A 16,118-nucleotide genomic window follows, 5' to 3' on the forward strand; every position below is an offset into this window, starting at 1 on the left:
ATGGCTGGAAATACGATTGGACAATTGTTTCGCGTGACCACCTTTGGTGAATCTCATGGCATAGCATTAGGTTGTATTGTTGATGGTGTGCCACCGAATATGGCGCTTTCGGAAGCAGATATTCAGCCGGATTTAGATCGCCGTAAGCCGGGGGCCTCTCGTTACACAACACCACGTCGTGAGGATGATGAAGTGCAAATTTTATCCGGCGTCTTTGAGGGCAAAACTACCGGTACCAGCATTGGCATGATCATCAAAAACAGCGATCAACGTTCGCAAGATTACAGCGAAATTAAAGATCGTTTTCGCCCGGGACATGCCGATTTCACTTATCAACAAAAATACGGTATCCGAGATTATCGCGGTGGCGGCCGTTCTTCGGCACGTGAAACCGCCATGCGTGTAGCGGCAGGCGCGATTGCAAAAAAATATTTACGTGAACAATTCGGCATTGAAGTGCGAGGCTTTTTAAGCCAAATCGGCAAGGTAAAAATCTCGCCCCAATCCCTTGCAAACATTGATTGGACGGAAGTGAATAGTAATTCGTTCTTCTGCCCGGATAAAAGAGCGGTGGAAAAATTCGATGAATTAATTCGTGACTTGAAAAAGCAGGGCGATTCCATTGGCGCAAAATTAACCGTCGTTGCCGAAAATGTGCCGGTGGGCTTAGGTGAACCGGTATTTGACCGATTGGATGCGGATTTAGCACATGCTTTAATGAGCATTAATGCGGTAAAAGGCGTGGAAATTGGCGACGGTTTCGCCGTCGTAGAACAACGTGGCACTGAACATCGTGACGAAATGACGCCGGAGGGGTTTCTTTCCAATCATGCGGGCGGCATTTTGGGCGGTATCAGCTCAGGACAACCGATTATTGCGACGATTGCGTTAAAACCCACCTCCAGCATCACCCTTCCGGGGCGCTCAGTCAATCTTAATAACGAACCCGTGGAGGTGGTGACTAAAGGTCGTCATGACCCTTGTGTGGGTATTCGTGCCGTGCCGATTGCCGAAGCCATGATGGCAATTGTGCTATTAGATCATTTGTTACGATTTCAGGCGCAGTGTCGATAATTTGCAACATGGACATCCATAATGAATAAGATTTTTCATCAACTCATCAAAAGTGCGGTCATTTTTAGCAGCGTTTTTTTTGCGATATCCACTTTTGCCGCACCACAAGACTGGCAACAGATCAAACGACCGATTCCGGCAGAAAACGGCAAAGCCGAGGCGATTGGTAGCTATTCTAACGGCTGTATTATTGGTGCGGAACCCTTGCCTTATAAAGGCGAAGGCTATCAAGTCATTCGTATGAATAAGAACCGTTATTATGGTCATCCGGACATGATTCGTTATTTGCAACGTCTAGGGCAACGTGTCAAAGCGGCAGGTTTACCAACGATGTTAGTGGGCGATATTGCCATGCCTGGCGGTGGGCGTTTTCTGACGGGACACGCCAGCCATCAAATGGGCTTAGATGCTGATATTTGGTTGCGCATGGGCAGCATGTCTGACACGGATGCGCTGAATTCCGACGGCAAAGGTTTGTTGGTGGTGAACCGCAAAGCACAACGAGTGGATGAGAGCATTTGGACAGCAAATCACGCAAAACTGATTAAATTGGCGGCGGAAGATCCGAAAGTGACGCGTATTTTTGTTAATCCGGCGATTAAGTTGAAACTCTGTGAAACCGCAGGTTCGGATCGTGCTTGGTTACACAAAATCCGTCCGTGGTTTGGGCATGACTCGCATTTCCATGTGCGCCTCACTTGTCCGATGGGAGCGCAACACTGCGAAAACCAAGCGCCGGTACCTGCCGGGGATGGCTGTGATAGCGAGCTTTATTCTTGGTTTGAACCGCCAAAACCCGGGGCAACACCAAGTAAGCCCAAAGTCACACCGCCAGAACCTTTTTTGTGTCAACAAATCTTGAACTCACCAAATCGGAGTGAATGGTTGGAGTAAGGGATGGAATTTGGTCTTGATATTTTAGCCATTTTATTTGTGGTCGCTTTTGTTGCCGGTTTTATTGATGCCATTGCCGGCGGTGGCGGATTAATCACGATTCCGGCGTTGCTGATGACGGGGATCCCGCCTGCGGTTGCACTAGGGACCAATAAGTTACAGGCCTGTGGTGGCTCTTTTTCTGCGAGTCTTTATTTTTTACGTAAAAGAGCGGTCAATTTTTCGGAAGTTTGGTTAATCTTGCTGATGATTTTCTTTGGCTCTGTCGCCGGAACGATTTTAATTCAGCTGATTGATGCCTCCGTCATTAAAAAAATCCTGCCATTTTTAATTTTAGCCATCGGTGTTTATTTTTTAGTGACTCCTAAATTGGGCGATGAAGATCGTAAACAACGTCTGTCTTATCCGGTTTTCGCTTTTTGTATCGGCACATGGATGGGTTTTTATGACGGATTTTTCGGGCCGGGCACCGGTTCGATTATGAGCTTGGCATGTGTGACATTACTCGGTTTTAACTTAGCGAAGGCCACCGCCCATGCCAAAGTCATGAATTTTACCTCCAACTTAGCTTCATTAATTTTTTTCCTTATTGGCGGGCAAATTTTATGGACGGTCGGTTTGGCCATGATGGCGGGACAATTTATCGGTGCCAATTTAGGCGCTAAAATGGTGATGACAAAAGGCAAAACGTTGATTCGCCCAATGGTGGTGGTTATGTCTTTTATCATGACGATAAAAATGGCCTTTGATCAAGGCTGGTTTAATTTCTAACGGGATAAAGTGCGGTGAATTTCCGCAACGTTTTTTTATGACAGATTCTCAACAAAATATTCGTTTAACGGCACGTGTCGGCTATGAGCCACATTTCTCGTGGTCCTATTTAAAGCCTAAATATTGGGGCATTTGGCTCGGTATTTTTGTTTTGCTGTTACTGGCGTTTATTCCTTTTCGTTTGCGCGATAAATTCGCCGCCAAGATTGGTCTGTTGGTTGGACATAAAGCGAAAAAGCAACGCAAACGCGCTCAAATTAATTTGCAATATTGCTTTCCGCAATGGTCGGAACAACACCGCGAACAGGTGATTGATGACATGTTTGTTGTATTGGCGCAAGTGATGTTAGGGATCGGCGAAATTGCGGTGCGTTCAAAAAAACATTTGCAACAGCGCAGTGAATTTATTGGCATTAAACATATTAAACAGGCAAAAGAGCAGGGTAAAAATGTGATTTTGCTGGTACCGCACGGTTGGGCAATTGATGCGTCAGGGATTATTTTACACACTCATGGCATTCCGATGACATCCATGTATAACCCGCATCGCAATCCGCTGGTGGATTGGCTTTGGACGCTGGCACGCCAACGTTTTGGTGGCAAAATGCATGCGCGCCAAAATGGTATCAAACCGTTTTTGAGCCACATTCGACAAGGGCAGATGGGGTATTATTTGCCGGACGAAGATTTTGGTGAAGAACAAAGTGTGTATGTGGATTTCTTTGCGACTTACAAAGCGACTTTACCGGGCATTAATAAAATGGCGAAGTTGGCAAAAGCTGTTGTGATTCCAATGTTTCCGCGTTATAACGCACAGCTGGGTAAATACCAAATGGAAATTCATCCAGCAATGACACTAAGTGATGATCCGCAGCAATCTGCTCGCGCCATGAACGCAGAAATTGAAAGTTTTGTCATCGAAACACCGGAACAATACGTGTGGATTTTGCAGCTTCTGCGCACCCGAAAAAATGGCGAAGATCTTTATGATTAATGTTCGGCAATCTGTCGATTTATGATAATATGCGCGCCGATTTATAATTTTAATTTGTGTGAAAAAACAACCGCACTTTTAGGTAAAAAAATGGAAAAACAACTTGCACTTATTGCTTCTTCAATTAAATCCATTCCTGATCATCCGAAACCGGGAATCATTTTTCGTGATATTACCAGCTTAGTAGAAGAACCGGCGGCATTTCGCGCTGCGATCGATTTGATGGTGCAACATTGCAAAGATAAAGGCATTAATAAAGTTATTGGGACGGAATCCCGTGGCTTTATTTTTGGTGCACCGGTGGCGTTGGCATTAAATGTACCTTTCGTGTTGGTACGTAAACCGGGTAAATTGCCACGTGAAACCATTGCGCAATCTTATGAATTGGAATATGGACAAGACACCTTGGAAATTCATGTGGATTCCATTCAAAAAGGTGATAACGTATTGATTATTGACGACTTATTGGCAACAGGCGGCACGGTGGAAGCTACGGTCAAATTAGTACAACGTTTGGGCGGTGAAGTGAAACATGCGGCATTCGTGATCAATTTACCGGATCTCGGCGGCGAACAACGCTTACGCGGCTTAGGCGTAGAACCTTACACTTTGGTTAATTTTGCCGGCCATTAATTTTCCAAATGGACAGGGATAAAGCATGAGTTATCAAGTATTAGCAAGAAAGTGGCGACCAAAAACGTTTGCCGAGGTTGTCGGTCAGCAACACATTTTGACCGCACTTGCTAACGGCTTGCGTGAAAATCGCCTGCATCATGCTTATTTATTTTCCGGCACGCGCGGCGTGGGGAAAACTTCCATTGCCCGTTTATTTGCCAAAGGGCTGAATTGTGTTAATGGCGTGACTGCCGAGCCTTGTGGTGTATGTGAAAACTGTAAAGCCATTGAAGAAGGCAATTTTATCGATTTAATTGAAATCGATGCGGCATCCCGTACCAAAGTGGAAGATACACGCGAGCTGTTGGATAACGTGCAATACAAGCCGGTGTTGGGGCGTTATAAAGTGTATCTTATCGATGAAGTGCACATGCTTTCACGCCATTCTTTCAATGCGCTCTTAAAAACCTTGGAAGAGCCGCCGGAATATGTGAAATTCCTGTTGGCGACTACCGATCCTCATAAACTGCCGGTGACGATTTTATCTCGTTGCATGCAGTTCCATTTGAAAGCCTTGGAGCAATCCCAAATTGCCGAGCATTTGGGATATATTCTAAATCAGGAACAGATTCCCTTTCAGACTTTAGCATTGGACAAACTCGCTAATGCGGCACAAGGCAGTATCCGCGACAGTCTCAGTTTGACAGATCAAGCCATTGCAATGAGTAACGGCAATGTCACGCTCAATATTGTCAATGAAATGTTGGGTTTATTGGATGAAACCCAAGCCATTGAGATTATTTATGCATTGCAACAAGGCAATGGCGAAAAGCTCATGCAAGTTGTGAGTGAGGTGGCGAATAAAGCAGGTGATTGGGATGAGCTGTTGCGTGAAGTCGCAGAAAATCTGCACAAGATTGCGATGCAGCAATTATTACCACAAGCCTCGTTAACGGAAGCGGATCACATTAGCTTTTTAGCGAAACATATCGCACCACAGGACGTACAGTTTTTCTATCAAGTGGTGGTGAGTGGCCGGAAAGAATTAAGTTTGGCACCAACCGCGCGCATGGGGGCAGAAATGGTGTTATTGCGTGCGTTGGCGTTTCATCCGAAATTTATTGGACAACCGGTAAATATTGAAACAACCACGCAAGAAAGTTCACCAAGAACTTCATTAAGCGCGGTGGAAAATCGTGTTAAATCTTTTGGTCAAACTGCTTCAGCGGCGATTGAAATGCCCGTGGTTTCTCAGGCGATAAAAGCCCATTATCAAGATCGTAAAAAATCCACTACGAATGAAACCGTGGCAAAAAGCGCGCAACCTCAATCCACGCAATCGGCAGAACCCTTGGTGAGTTCGCCTGTACTTGATGCATTAAACGGATTAGACCAACTGGATGCCATACCGAGCAGCCCTTCTCAAGAAAAAAAAAAGTCTGAGCGCCTAGCACAACATTCCTCTAAAAAACTGACCGCACTTTCTCATGCAGTGGAAGATCTAGATGCTAAAAGTGCGGTAGAAAATCCGAATGAATCGGAGAGCGAAGAAAACGATTCAGATGGGCTAGGCGAAGATTATCGTTGGGAATGGAGCAATCCTGAACTGGCATACGTTGAACAAGGCCCCAAACCTTCAGACATCAAGGCCGCCATTCTGCAAGACATTACCCCTGAATTACAGCAAAAAATTGTCCATTTAACGGAAGAACAAGATCGCTGGGCACAGTTGATTGAACAAAGTGGCGTGGAAAATCTCACCAAAGAATTTGCCTTAAATACCTTTATTTGGACGGAAAGCGAAGATTCGCTTAAATTGGGTGTACGTTCCAGCCATGCACATTTGAATCAAGATAAACATTGCAAATTGCTGCAGCAGTCTGTTTCACATGTGTTAGGGAAAACCATTGCATTGACCGTTGAAATTAACGATGACGAACAGTATTTAACGCCGACGGATTATCGCCGCAAAATTTATGCTCAATTACGGGAGCAGGCGAAACAGGATTTATTGCAGGATCAAAAATTGCAATTATTAGAACGCGAATTTGATTGTAGCGTTGATGTGAAAAGCATTCGTCCGGTGTAATGATGTTTAGAAAACACGCCTTTAAACTTATCGCCTTTCTCGTTTTCCTTATAGCGGCGATTGCCGGTTATCTTTTTTATAGCTTAACGATTTTCTCCCCCGTCAACATTCACTTTACCACGACGCCAAATCTCACCTATCATCCGATAAAAAAACAGGATGAGTTAATTTGTTATCAAGCAGAACAGCCTCTCCCCGAAATCACACAGAAGACATTTCGCTTGTTGGTTTGGAATTTGCATAAAGGACAAGATGCCGGTTGGCAAGAGGCGATGAATCGTTTGGCGCAGGGACGTGATCTGTTGTTATTACAGGAAGTGTTAAATACACAAGAATTGGCTGCGCAGTATTCATCGTCATTTCCTACCGCACTTTATGCCAGCGCCTTTGCCTATTTACAACAACAATCCGGTGTTGAAATTCTCTCTCAATTTGTACCGCACTTTTACTGTGCCGGCTCAAAATCCGAACCTTGGATTCGTATTCCAAAAGTGGGGGCGGCGATGAGCTTGCCTCTGTCCCACGGGCAAGCGCTGTTATTAGTCAACGTGCATTTGATTAATTTTGAAATAAATCCCACGTCTTATGAAGAACAACTTCGCACACTGATGCAGCTAGTTTCACAACATCAAGGCCCGCTGGTGTTATCCGGTGATTTTAATTCTTGGAACAGTTATCGCATGTGGATCATCCGAGAATTGATAAAGGAATTCGGTTTGGTTGAAGTCCCTTTTGCACAAGATCATCGATTACGTTTTTTAGGTAATCCGCTAGATCATGTTTTTGTGCGTGGGCTGAAGGTGTTACATGCTACAACTGAGCCAACGGAAAGCTCTGATCATGCACCGTTGTTGTTGGATGTGGAATTAGCCGATTAAACATTGAATGCAAGTTAGTTGGTTTTTCGTAATAAAAATAATTCGCAAGAGCTATGTTCATCTAAATGAAAAACCTCTAAAATTCGTAAACCTATTAACCAATCACTCGTCTTATTTATGAAACTATTGATTTCGAATCAACACGGTGCCATCGTCATGGCGCTCATGCCATTTTTATATGGGATGTTGCTCAGTAACCCGATTTGGCAACACGTTTTCTTTTTGCTGGCATGGTTTTCCTTGTACTTAATGACCTATCCGTTTCTGAATTTATTTAAAGGCAGAAATTTGGAACTGTATATTAAATGGTCGTGGATTTATTTCTTTGCCTGTGTCATTTTTGCCATTCCGGTATTGATTTATAACTGGCATACGGCGTTATTTGTGGCGGCTATGTTGCCGTTCGTGTTGATCAGTATTTATTATGTTAAGCAAAAAGACGAACGTGCTTTTTTAAATGATTTGGCAGGTATCGTGATTTTTGCCATTGCCGGCATGGGATCCTATTATTTTCCTGACCGCACTTTTGATGACAAAATTTGGCTGGTAGCGCTGTATCCGAGCTTATTTTTTATCGGTACGACCTTATATGTGAAATCCGTTATGCGCGAGCGTAAAAATCCGTTGTATTTAAAATTATCCATCGGTTTTCACGCGCTTTGTATTCTCGGATTTGTTTTTGTAGAACAATATCTCATGGCGTTGGCGTTTGTGCCGCCATTCATTCGAGCCATTTGGCTGCCGCAGAAAAAAATGTCGGTAAAACAAGTGGGATTCACCGAAATCGGTATTTCCCTGTTGTTTTTTGCTAATTTGCTTTATGCCACTTTGTAAAAAGATGATGAAAAAACGCTTAAAGCATTTTGCAATTGGCCTTGGCTTATTTAGTTTTTCTGCTCTTGCTGTGGAAACGCCGGTTTTTCCCATGGTTCAAACCGTGGAAGAAAGCGGGAAACTGTTGCGTAATGAACTTACGAATGATCAGCTAAGAGATTGGGGGCGAGCTTTTTTTCAACGCAATGATATATCTTCCGTGTTTAACGTAATGTATCTTCTTGCGTTGAAAGATGATCGACGCGCACAGTTGGATCTTGGGCGACTTTATTTTCGTGGAGAAGGTGTCGAACAAAACTATGAAAAAGCCTATTGGTGGTTCAGCGAGGCCGCAGAACAAGGAAGCAGAATTGCGGTAACTAATTTAGGGATTCTTTACGCCGGTGGTTATGGCGTCAAAAAGAATCTTAATCATGGCATTTCTTTGCTGGAGAAAACCGCATCAGCTAATGATTCACAGGCGATGCTCGTTTTAGGCACTCTGTACTATAATGAAATTAAAATTAGAGACTTTAACAAAGCCTTCAAGTGGTTGGAAAAAGGCGCAAAACAAGGTAATGAGGAAGCTATTTTCCGCTTAGCGTTAATGTATGAACGAGGCGAAGGAACAAAACGCAATCGACCGATGGCCATTTCTATTTATAAAGATTTAATCGCGCAACAAAGCCGTTTTTCAGAGGAAGCAAAAGAGCGATTAAATATATTGAGTGATGATTAGCAAAGATAAAAATCCACTTTTTAAGGTGGATTTTTTGTTTGTATTACCATGATAATTTCAATAAAAAACAACCGGAAAAACCACCGCACTTTTCATATAAAAAAGGACGCCAATCATGCGTCCTTTTGAGTCTGAATTTAGAATTATTCCTCTGGAGTTACCACTTCAATTTCCACGTTGCTGTGTAAGCCTCGAGGTAACTGTGTCCCTTTACGGCCCCGTTCAGCGCGGAATTTCTGTAAATCTTCCGGTTTTAAGGTCACTTTACGTTTCCCGGAATGGAAGATCAGGCTGGAATTTTCCTCAATCAACAATAACCGCACCAGTAATTCGGAACGCGCTTTGGCGTTGGCGGACGGAATAGTGACGATTTTGTTGCCTTTGCCTTTAGAGAGTTCCGGTAAATCTTGCACCGGGAAAATCAGCATTCTGCCAGCGGAGGTGAGTGCCACCAAAAGTGCGGTCGGATTTTTCAGTGTTAATGGCGGTAACACTTTGGCATTTTCCGGTAAGGAAATGAGCGCTTTACCGGCTTTGTTACGAGCGACTAAATCGGCGAATTTACAAATAAAGCCATAGCCGGCGTCGGATGCCATGAGCAACGGTTGATCTTCATTTTCAATCAGCAGCTGATCAACGGTAGCGCCTGCCGGCAGGGTAAGTTTACCGGTGAGCGGCTCGCCTTGGGAGCGGGCAGACGGCAGACTTAGCGGATCCAGTGCGTAACTGCGCCCCGTGCTGTCGATAAACACCGCCAGTTGATTACTTTTGCCGTAGGCATGCGCCAAATACTTGTCGCCGGCTTTGTAGCTTAAGCCTTGCGGATCAATGTCATGCCCTTTCGCGCAACGCACCCAACCCATTTCTGATAAAATCACCGTCACCGGTTCTGTCGGCAGCATTTCGTTTTCTGCAATGGCTTTGGCTTCCGCTCGTTCAACTAACGGCGAACGACGAGGGCTAGCGTACGTTTTGGCATCTTGTTGAATTTCTTTTTTCAACAACGTATTTAAACGGCGTTCGGAGCCTAAAATCTCTTCCAAAGATGACCGCTCTTTTTCTAACTCCGCTTGTTCCGCTTGCAACTGATGTTCTTCCAGTTTCGCCAAATGACGCAAGCGCAAGTTCAAAATGGCTTCCGCTTGTGCATCGCTTAAGTTGAAACGAGCCATTAATTCGGCTTTCGGTTCATCTTCGTGACGGATGATTTCGATGACGTCATCAATATTCAAAAAGGCAATCATCAAACCTTGTAAGATATGCAAGCGGGCAAGCACTTTGTCTAAGCGATATTGCAAGCGTCGGGTCACGGTGGTGCGACGGAAAGTTAGCCACTCGGTGAGGATTTCCAACAGATTTTTCACTGCCGGTTTGTAATCCAAACCAATCATGTTCATGTTGACACGATAGCTTTTTTCCAAATCGGTGGTGGCAAATAAATGCGCCATCATAGCATCGGTATCTACGCGATTCGAACGCGGCACGATCACAATGCGCACCGGATTTTCATGATCTGCTTCATCACGAATATCTTCTACCATCGGCAGCTTTTTCGCGGTCATTTGCTCGGCGATTTGCGCAATCACTTTGGATGGCGAGGCTTGGTGCGGGAGGGCGCTGATAATGATTTCCCCGTCTTCCTTTTTCCATGCTGCGCGCATTTTGATAGAGCCGCGACCTTGTTGATATATTTTGCGAATTTCTTCTTTCGGCGAAATGATTTCCGCCTCTGTTGGGAAATCCGGGCCTTGCACCACGGTCAACAAGTCATCCAAGGTGGTTTTCGGATTATCTAGTAACATCACTGCCGCATCGGCAATTTCATTAATATTGTGCGGAGGAATATCCGTTGCCATTCCCACTGCGATCCCTGTCGTGCCGTTGAGCAAAATATGCGGCAAACGTGCCGGCAAATATTGCGGTTCTTCTAAGGTGCCGTCAAAGTTTGGTTGGTAATCCACGGTGCCTTGACCGAGTTCTGCCAATAGCACTTCTGAAATTTTAGATAAACGGGATTCCGTATAACGCATCGCCGCGAAAGATTTCGGATCGTCCACCGCGCCCCAGTTGCCTTGTCCGTCAACCAATGGGTAACGGTAAGAGAAGGGCTGCGCCATCAACACCATGGCTTCATAGCAAGCGCTATCACCGTGCGGGTGGAATTTACCCAACACATCCCCCACGGTACGGGCAGATTTTTTATATTTTGCCGCTGCATTCAGCCCTAGCTCGGACATGGCATAAATAATGCGTCGCTGTACCGGCTTCAAACCATCGCCGATAAACGGCAAGGCGCGATCCATGATGACGTACATGGAATAGTTGAGATACGCCCTTTCGGTGAAGTGGCGTAGTGGCATTTGTTCAATGCCTTCGTAGTTGATGGAGTCAGTCATGATTTATTTTTGCGTTTTATTTATGTCGATAATGTTCATTTTATTTATTGGTTTTCGCCAAATTCTCCCTCTTTTGTTAAGAGGAACTAGGGAGATTTAAAGTGCGGTTGATTTTTGACATGTTTTGACGTGTTTGAAAATTTCACCGCACTTTTCTTCTTACACAGCCAAATCCACTTGATCCCCTTTCGCTTGCAACCAGTTTTTACGGTCTTCAGCGCGTTTTTTGGCCAGTAGCATATCCATGGTTTCCATTGTTTCTTGGCTTTCTTCGCTTTGTGCTTCAAAGGTGAGTTGCACTAAACGACGGGTGTTCGGATCCATTGTGGTTTCGCGTAATTGCATTGGGTTCATTTCGCCCAACCCTTTAAAACGCTGGACGTTCGGCTTGCCTTTTTTCCCTTTCAGACGATCCAAAATAGCCTCTTTTTCGCCTTCATCGAGGGCATAGAACACGTCTTTGCCTAAGTCGATTCGATAGAGCGGTGGCATCGCCACATACACATGGCCTTGTTCCACCAGTTTCGGGAAATGGCGTAGGAAGAGGGCGCAAAGTAGGGTGGCAATATGTAAGCCATCCGAATCCGCATCGGCGAGAATACAGACTTTCCCGTAGCGCAATTGGGATAAATCATCGTTGTCGGGATCAATACCTAGCGCCACGGCAATGTCATGCACTTCTTGTGAGGCTAACACTTGCTCCGGTGACACTTCCCAGGTGTTCAAAATCTTACCGCGCAGCGGCAAAATCGCTTGGTATTCACGTTCCCGTGCTTGCTTGGCAGAACCACCCGCAGAATCCCCTTCTACGAGGAATAGTTCGGTTAAATTGAGATCTTGTGAGCTACAGTCGGCGAGCTTGCCCGGTAACGCAGGGCCGCTTACCAGTTTTTTACGCACCACTTTTTTCGCTGCACGCAAACGGCGTTGGGCGGAACTGATCGCCATATCAGCCAATAATTCGGCGGTTTGAACGTTTTGGTTTAGCCACAAACTGAAGGCATCTTTCACAACACCGCCAATAAACACCGCACTCTGACGGGAGGAAAGGCGTTCTTTGGTTTGGCCGGCGAATTGCGGGTCCTGCATTTTAAGGGAAAGCACATAAGCGCAGCGATCCCATAAATCGTCAGCGGTGAGTTTCACGCCGCGCGGCAATAAATTGCGGAATTCGCAGAATTCACGCATGGCATCCAATAAGCCTTGACGCAAACCGTTGACGTGCGTGCCGCCAAGTGCGGTCGGAATCAGGTTTACATAGCTTTCGCCAATGAGTTCGCCACCTTCCGGCAACCATAATAACGCCCAAGATACCGCTTCTTTTTCGCCCTTAAATTCACCGATGAACGGTTGTTCCGGTAAGGTGACTAAACCGTTTACCGCTTCCATTAAATAGTCGTTCAAGCCGTCTTGATAAAGCCAAGTATCTTCGGTGTCATTCACTTTATCAATAAATTTAATTTCTAGTCCTGAGCACAACACGGCTTTGGCGCGGAGTAAATGACGCAAACGGCTGACGGAGAATTTTTCGCTGTCGAAATATTTCGGATTCGGTTTGAAATGCACGGTGGTACCGGTCGTGCGACGACCGCAGGTACCGATAACGGTGAGGTCTTCCACTTTTTGACCATTTTCAAAGGCGATTTTATACACTTCACCGTTACGTTTAACGGTGACATCAACTCGCTCGGATAAGGCATTCACCACAGAAATTCCCACCCCATGCAAACCACCGGAGAACGTGTAATTTTTATTAGAAAATTTACCGCCGGCGTGCAGTTTGCTCATGATGACTTCTACGCCGGATACTTTTTCCACCGGATGCATATCCACCGGCATACCACGCCCGTTATCGATCACTTCAATGGATTGATCTTTATGCAAAATCACTTCGATTTTCGTGGCAAAACCGGCAAGGGCCTCGTCCACGCTGTTGTCGATAACTTCTTGTGCGAGGTGATTTGGGCGGGTGGTGTCGGTATACATGCCCGGGCGGAGTTGTACCGGTTCAAGGTCTTTTAAAACGGTAATTTCGTTGGCGGAATAATTCGTTGTCATAGTTATTCATTAATAAAATCTTGGAAGCAAAATTGCGCGGGATTATAACAAAAAACAACGGGATTTTTAACCGCACTTTTCGTGCTGAGAGAAGAGAAAAGTGCGGTCATTTTGGCGAGCGTTTTTACTGTTGTTTGAGTAGCGTTTCGTAGCGTTCGTCCGTTAAGGTTTTCAGAAAGGCTTCAAGGTCATCCAGTTGTTCGTCGCTTAACTGTGGCGCTTTGAGTTCTTCAAGATTCATCGTTGCGGCGTATTCCGGTGCTTCCCAAGGTTGCTGAGTTTCAGGATTCAGTTTACGCGCAGGGTTGTTGAAATGATCGAAATATTCCAACACGGTGCGTAAATGTTTAAACACGCCGTTGTGCATATAAGGTGCGGTGACGGCAATGTTGCGTAGGGTTGGCACTTTGAATTTGCTCTTTTGGCGTTGATCGCCTTTGACCATTGGGTTATCCAACAAACCGTTATCGATAAAATCCTCGCCGAGCTGATTATGCGCGATTAAACGCCGATTTTTAGGCACGCCCATGTTGTAGTAGCGATAGTTGGTGAAGGTTTCCTCTTTGTGTTCGGCATGTTGCGCTTGATGGCAGTTGCTACAGTTGGTTTTGGTGTTATCAAAAAATAATTGTTTACCACGTTCTTCTTGGGCGGTCATCGCATATTTGCCTTGTAGCGATTTATCGTATTTAGCATCAAAAGGATGCAATAAACGTTTTTCTTGTTGGAATACGGCAAGGGCATCTTCCATAGCCGAATAAACGCTGTCTGCACTGTCCCAGGTTGCTTTGCCATAATGTCGGGTAAAAAGCGTGAAATACATCGGTGTGTTGACGATCCGTTTAGCAACGGAAAGTTTGTCCGGCATGCCCATTTCCACAGGATTGATTGGCGGCCCACCGGCTTGTTCTGCTAAGTTTTTAGCACGCCCATCCCAGAATTGACCACCCACATAATCCTGAATTTTTTCATCGTAATGAAATTCCGGTGCATAGCTTGCATAAAGCATGGTTGGCGCATTCCGCGTGCCGAACCGCGTCGGATCATCACCTTGAGAGACCATTTTGTCTGCGCTGTTTTCTCGTAAATCAACAAAGGCGGTATCCGGGCTGTGGCAACTGGAACAGTTTTGGTTGCCATGTAGAGAGAGGTTGTTATCAAAAAATAAAATTTGCCCCAATAACGCCTTATCAATCCCGCCCTTCGGCATTTCACGGGCTTCTTTTTCTAGCGCTAAGGCAGACATCGGCAGCCATGCGACAAGTAGCATTGTAAATAAACGGTTCATGGTTTGTCCTGGTAATAAAATGATGTTCTTTAGCATACCGTTTTTTCCCTTTTTTCTGTCTTACTCTTTTAAGGTATGACTTTTGACCTGAATCATACAAAATCACTTTTTTTGAAAAAGTGCTTTATCTTCCTGTAAAATAGTTTACCATTTTACTCGGTTTTTTGTTATCCACAGTTATGGGGGAAATTATCATGTCTTTTGCCGATAAAAAATTAAGTGAAATTGCGATTTCAATTCCAGGATCAACCGCACTTTTACGTGAATATGATTTAGATTTTTGTTGTGGTGGCGCCGATACATTAGGTGCAGCTGTTGCAGAGAAAAATTTAAATTTAGCGGAAATTGAAGCTCGTTTAACAGAATTGCAAAATAGTAAAAAACAGGACGATGAGCAACGTTGGTTGACAGCACCTTACGCAGACATCATCGAGCACATTATTCATCGTTATCATGAACGTCACAAACAACAGCTTTCTGAACTTTTTGTCTTGGCTGAGCGCGTAGAATCCGTTCACGGCGATCGTGATGATTGTCCAATTGGCATTGCTGCTGAAATTCAACATATTTATGCTGATTTAACCAGTCATATGATGAAAGAAGAGCAAATTTTGTTCCCGATGATCAACATGGGAAATTATGCGATGGCAAGAATGCCGATTCAAGTCATGGAACATGAACATGCTGAACACGGTGAGCATTTGGATGTATTGAAAGCGTTGACCAATAACTTAACACCGCCGGCAGATGCGTGTAATACTTGGCGCGCACTTTATAGTGGAATTCAAGAATTTATGGATGATTTAATGATGCACATTCATACGGAAAATAATATTCTGTTTCCACGCGTGATTGAGGAAGGCAGCAGATAAATCCTGTTTTAACAATTTGAAGTGTATAAAGAAAGCCATTAAATGCGATGTTTAATGGCTTTTTATTTGTAACGATATAAAAAGATTAATTCAGTTGAAGTTGTCTTTGTGAAGCAAATAAGGATTCTGTAATAAAGCTGGCAGTCACAATTTCTGCTTCAGGATAAAGGCTTTCTTCGGATACGCCGTTATGTTGCATACAGGAAGAACACACGGCAATTCTACCACCTTTTGCAATAAAGGTATCAATGAGTTCACGAACCGGTTTGAATGGTGCGCCAATATCGATTTTATCGCCGTAACCTTTAGCGCCGAGATGAACGGCATCGGAAAGCAATAAAATGACAGTGTCTTTGCCTTTTTCTAGGGCGTTTATTCCGATAGTAAAAGCAATAGTAACATTATTTGAATCGCGCTCATGGGCAGTTAATGTAATTAATAAATCAATGTTTTTCATGATGTTTCCTCTCCGTTTGGGGTTATTAAATAAAATAATTTATATATTTATATTTTTTGATTTTAAAGGGTTTTATTTCATTTGGCTGTGATTAAAATCACAAAATGAGAAATAAGTGAAATGTGGTTGTAAATATGCTGAGGGAATATAAAAAATAACCCCAGATTCAATGAAGTCTGG

Annotated in this window: 14 protein-coding genes; 10 read left to right on the plus strand and 4 right to left on the minus strand. The window is 44.4% G+C overall.

From position 1 onward, the window contains the following. From aroC to DK415_RS06400, 9 genes are all read left to right on the plus strand, one after another. Positions 1-1,074, plus strand: coding sequence for a chorismate synthase (gene aroC, locus DK415_RS06360; RefSeq protein ID WP_109432921.1), 1,074 nt, complete (start codon positions 1-3; stop codon positions 1,072-1,074). Between the two features lie 21 nt (positions 1,075-1,095). Further along, the gene (gene mepA, locus DK415_RS06365; RefSeq protein WP_109432922.1) at positions 1,096-1,968 is read left to right on the plus strand and encodes a penicillin-insensitive murein endopeptidase; all 873 of its coding nucleotides are present in this window, start codon (positions 1,096-1,098) and stop codon (positions 1,966-1,968) included. Positions 1,969-1,971: 3 nt separating this feature from the next. Beyond that, positions 1,972-2,739, plus strand: coding sequence for a TSUP family transporter (locus tag DK415_RS06370; protein ID WP_109432923.1), 768 nt, complete (start codon positions 1,972-1,974; stop codon positions 2,737-2,739). 37 nt (positions 2,740-2,776) lie between these two features. Beyond that, positions 2,777-3,733, plus strand: coding sequence for a lauroyl-Kdo(2)-lipid IV(A) myristoyltransferase (gene lpxM / locus DK415_RS06375; protein ID WP_109432924.1), 957 nt, complete (start codon positions 2,777-2,779; stop codon positions 3,731-3,733). A gap of 21 nt (positions 3,734-3,754) precedes the next feature. Continuing rightward, on the plus strand, positions 3,755-4,366 hold the full coding sequence (apt, locus tag DK415_RS06380) for an adenine phosphoribosyltransferase (RefSeq protein WP_204098401.1): 612 nt from the start codon (positions 3,755-3,757) through the stop codon (positions 4,364-4,366). Between the two features lie 25 nt (positions 4,367-4,391). After that, on the plus strand, positions 4,392-6,437 hold the full coding sequence (gene dnaX, locus DK415_RS06385; RefSeq protein WP_109432926.1) for a DNA polymerase III subunit gamma/tau: 2,046 nt from the start codon (positions 4,392-4,394) through the stop codon (positions 6,435-6,437). A gap of 2 nt (positions 6,438-6,439) precedes the next feature. Further along, on the plus strand, positions 6,440-7,315 hold the full coding sequence (locus DK415_RS06390; protein ID WP_420884513.1) for an endonuclease/exonuclease/phosphatase family protein: 876 nt from the start codon (positions 6,440-6,442) through the stop codon (positions 7,313-7,315). A gap of 117 nt (positions 7,316-7,432) precedes the next feature. Then, positions 7,433-8,149, plus strand: coding sequence for a YwiC-like family protein (locus DK415_RS06395; RefSeq protein ID WP_109432928.1), 717 nt, complete (start codon positions 7,433-7,435; stop codon positions 8,147-8,149). A 4-nt stretch (positions 8,150-8,153) separates the two neighbouring features. Then, complete coding sequence (locus DK415_RS06400; RefSeq protein ID WP_109432986.1) at positions 8,154-8,867, plus strand: tetratricopeptide repeat protein; 714 nt, start codon at positions 8,154-8,156, stop codon at positions 8,865-8,867. Between the two features lie 143 nt (positions 8,868-9,010). On the opposite strand, the gene parC is transcribed toward DK415_RS06400, so the two are convergent. The 3 genes from parC to DK415_RS06415 all read right to left on the minus strand — a co-directional run bounded on the left by parC (position 9,011) and on the right by DK415_RS06415 (position 14,609). After that, positions 9,011-11,263 (minus strand): DNA topoisomerase IV subunit A, encoded by a 2,253-nt coding sequence (parC, locus tag DK415_RS06405; protein WP_239305575.1) that lies wholly within the window; start codon positions 11,261-11,263, stop codon positions 9,011-9,013. 159 nt (positions 11,264-11,422) lie between these two features. After that, the gene (gene parE, locus DK415_RS06410; protein ID WP_109432930.1) at positions 11,423-13,321 is read right to left on the minus strand and encodes a DNA topoisomerase IV subunit B; all 1,899 of its coding nucleotides are present in this window, start codon (positions 13,319-13,321) and stop codon (positions 11,423-11,425) included. 124 nt (positions 13,322-13,445) lie between these two features. Next, the gene (locus tag DK415_RS06415) at positions 13,446-14,609 is read right to left on the minus strand and encodes a cytochrome-c peroxidase (protein ID WP_109432987.1); all 1,164 of its coding nucleotides are present in this window, start codon (positions 14,607-14,609) and stop codon (positions 13,446-13,448) included. Between the two features lie 194 nt (positions 14,610-14,803). Here DK415_RS06415 and ytfE point away from each other — a divergent pair, with 194 nt between their 5' ends. Then, on the plus strand, positions 14,804-15,481 hold the full coding sequence (ytfE, locus tag DK415_RS06420) for an iron-sulfur cluster repair protein YtfE (RefSeq protein WP_109432931.1): 678 nt from the start codon (positions 14,804-14,806) through the stop codon (positions 15,479-15,481). An 85-nt stretch (positions 15,482-15,566) separates the two neighbouring features. Here the strand turns inward: ytfE and DK415_RS06425 are convergent, their stop codons facing one another. Then, on the minus strand, positions 15,567-15,938 hold the full coding sequence (locus tag DK415_RS06425; RefSeq protein ID WP_109432932.1) for a DsrE family protein: 372 nt from the start codon (positions 15,936-15,938) through the stop codon (positions 15,567-15,569). Positions 15,939-16,118: the final 180 nt, after the last annotated feature.

It is taken from the genome of Aggregatibacter segnis (assembly GCF_003130075.1).
Classification (GTDB): domain Bacteria; phylum Pseudomonadota; class Gammaproteobacteria; order Enterobacterales; family Pasteurellaceae; genus Aggregatibacter; species Aggregatibacter segnis_A.

What these genes read in the sequence shown, in the direction of transcription:
- ytfE (WP_109432931.1), top strand. Translation starts at nt 14,804, where the DNA reads ATGTCTTTTGCCGATAAAAAATTAAGTGAAATTGCGATTTCAATTCCA.
- mepA (WP_109432922.1), top strand. Translation starts at nt 1,096, where the DNA reads ATGAATAAGATTTTTCATCAACTCATCAAAAGTGCGGTCATTTTTAGC.
- DK415_RS06415 (WP_109432987.1), bottom strand. Translation starts at nt 14,609, where the DNA reads ATGAACCGTTTATTTACAATGCTACTTGTCGCATGGCTGCCGATGTCT.
- DK415_RS06400 (WP_109432986.1), top strand. Translation starts at nt 8,154, where the DNA reads ATGATGAAAAAACGCTTAAAGCATTTTGCAATTGGCCTTGGCTTATTT.
- apt (WP_204098401.1), top strand. Translation starts at nt 3,755, where the DNA reads ATGATAATATGCGCGCCGATTTATAATTTTAATTTGTGTGAAAAAACA.
- dnaX (WP_109432926.1), top strand. Translation starts at nt 4,392, where the DNA reads ATGAGTTATCAAGTATTAGCAAGAAAGTGGCGACCAAAAACGTTTGCC.
- DK415_RS06425 (WP_109432932.1), bottom strand. Translation starts at nt 15,938, where the DNA reads ATGAAAAACATTGATTTATTAATTACATTAACTGCCCATGAGCGCGAT.
- aroC (WP_109432921.1), top strand. Translation starts at nt 1, where the DNA reads ATGGCTGGAAATACGATTGGACAATTGTTTCGCGTGACCACCTTTGGT.
- DK415_RS06370 (WP_109432923.1), top strand. Translation starts at nt 1,972, where the DNA reads ATGGAATTTGGTCTTGATATTTTAGCCATTTTATTTGTGGTCGCTTTT.
- lpxM (WP_109432924.1), top strand. Translation starts at nt 2,777, where the DNA reads ATGACAGATTCTCAACAAAATATTCGTTTAACGGCACGTGTCGGCTAT.
- DK415_RS06390 (WP_420884513.1), top strand. Translation starts at nt 6,440, where the DNA reads ATGTTTAGAAAACACGCCTTTAAACTTATCGCCTTTCTCGTTTTCCTT.
- parE (WP_109432930.1), bottom strand. Translation starts at nt 13,321, where the DNA reads ATGACAACGAATTATTCCGCCAACGAAATTACCGTTTTAAAAGACCTT.
- parC (WP_239305575.1), bottom strand. Translation starts at nt 11,263, where the DNA reads ATGACTGACTCCATCAACTACGAAGGCATTGAACAAATGCCACTACGC.
- DK415_RS06395 (WP_109432928.1), top strand. Translation starts at nt 7,433, where the DNA reads ATGAAACTATTGATTTCGAATCAACACGGTGCCATCGTCATGGCGCTC.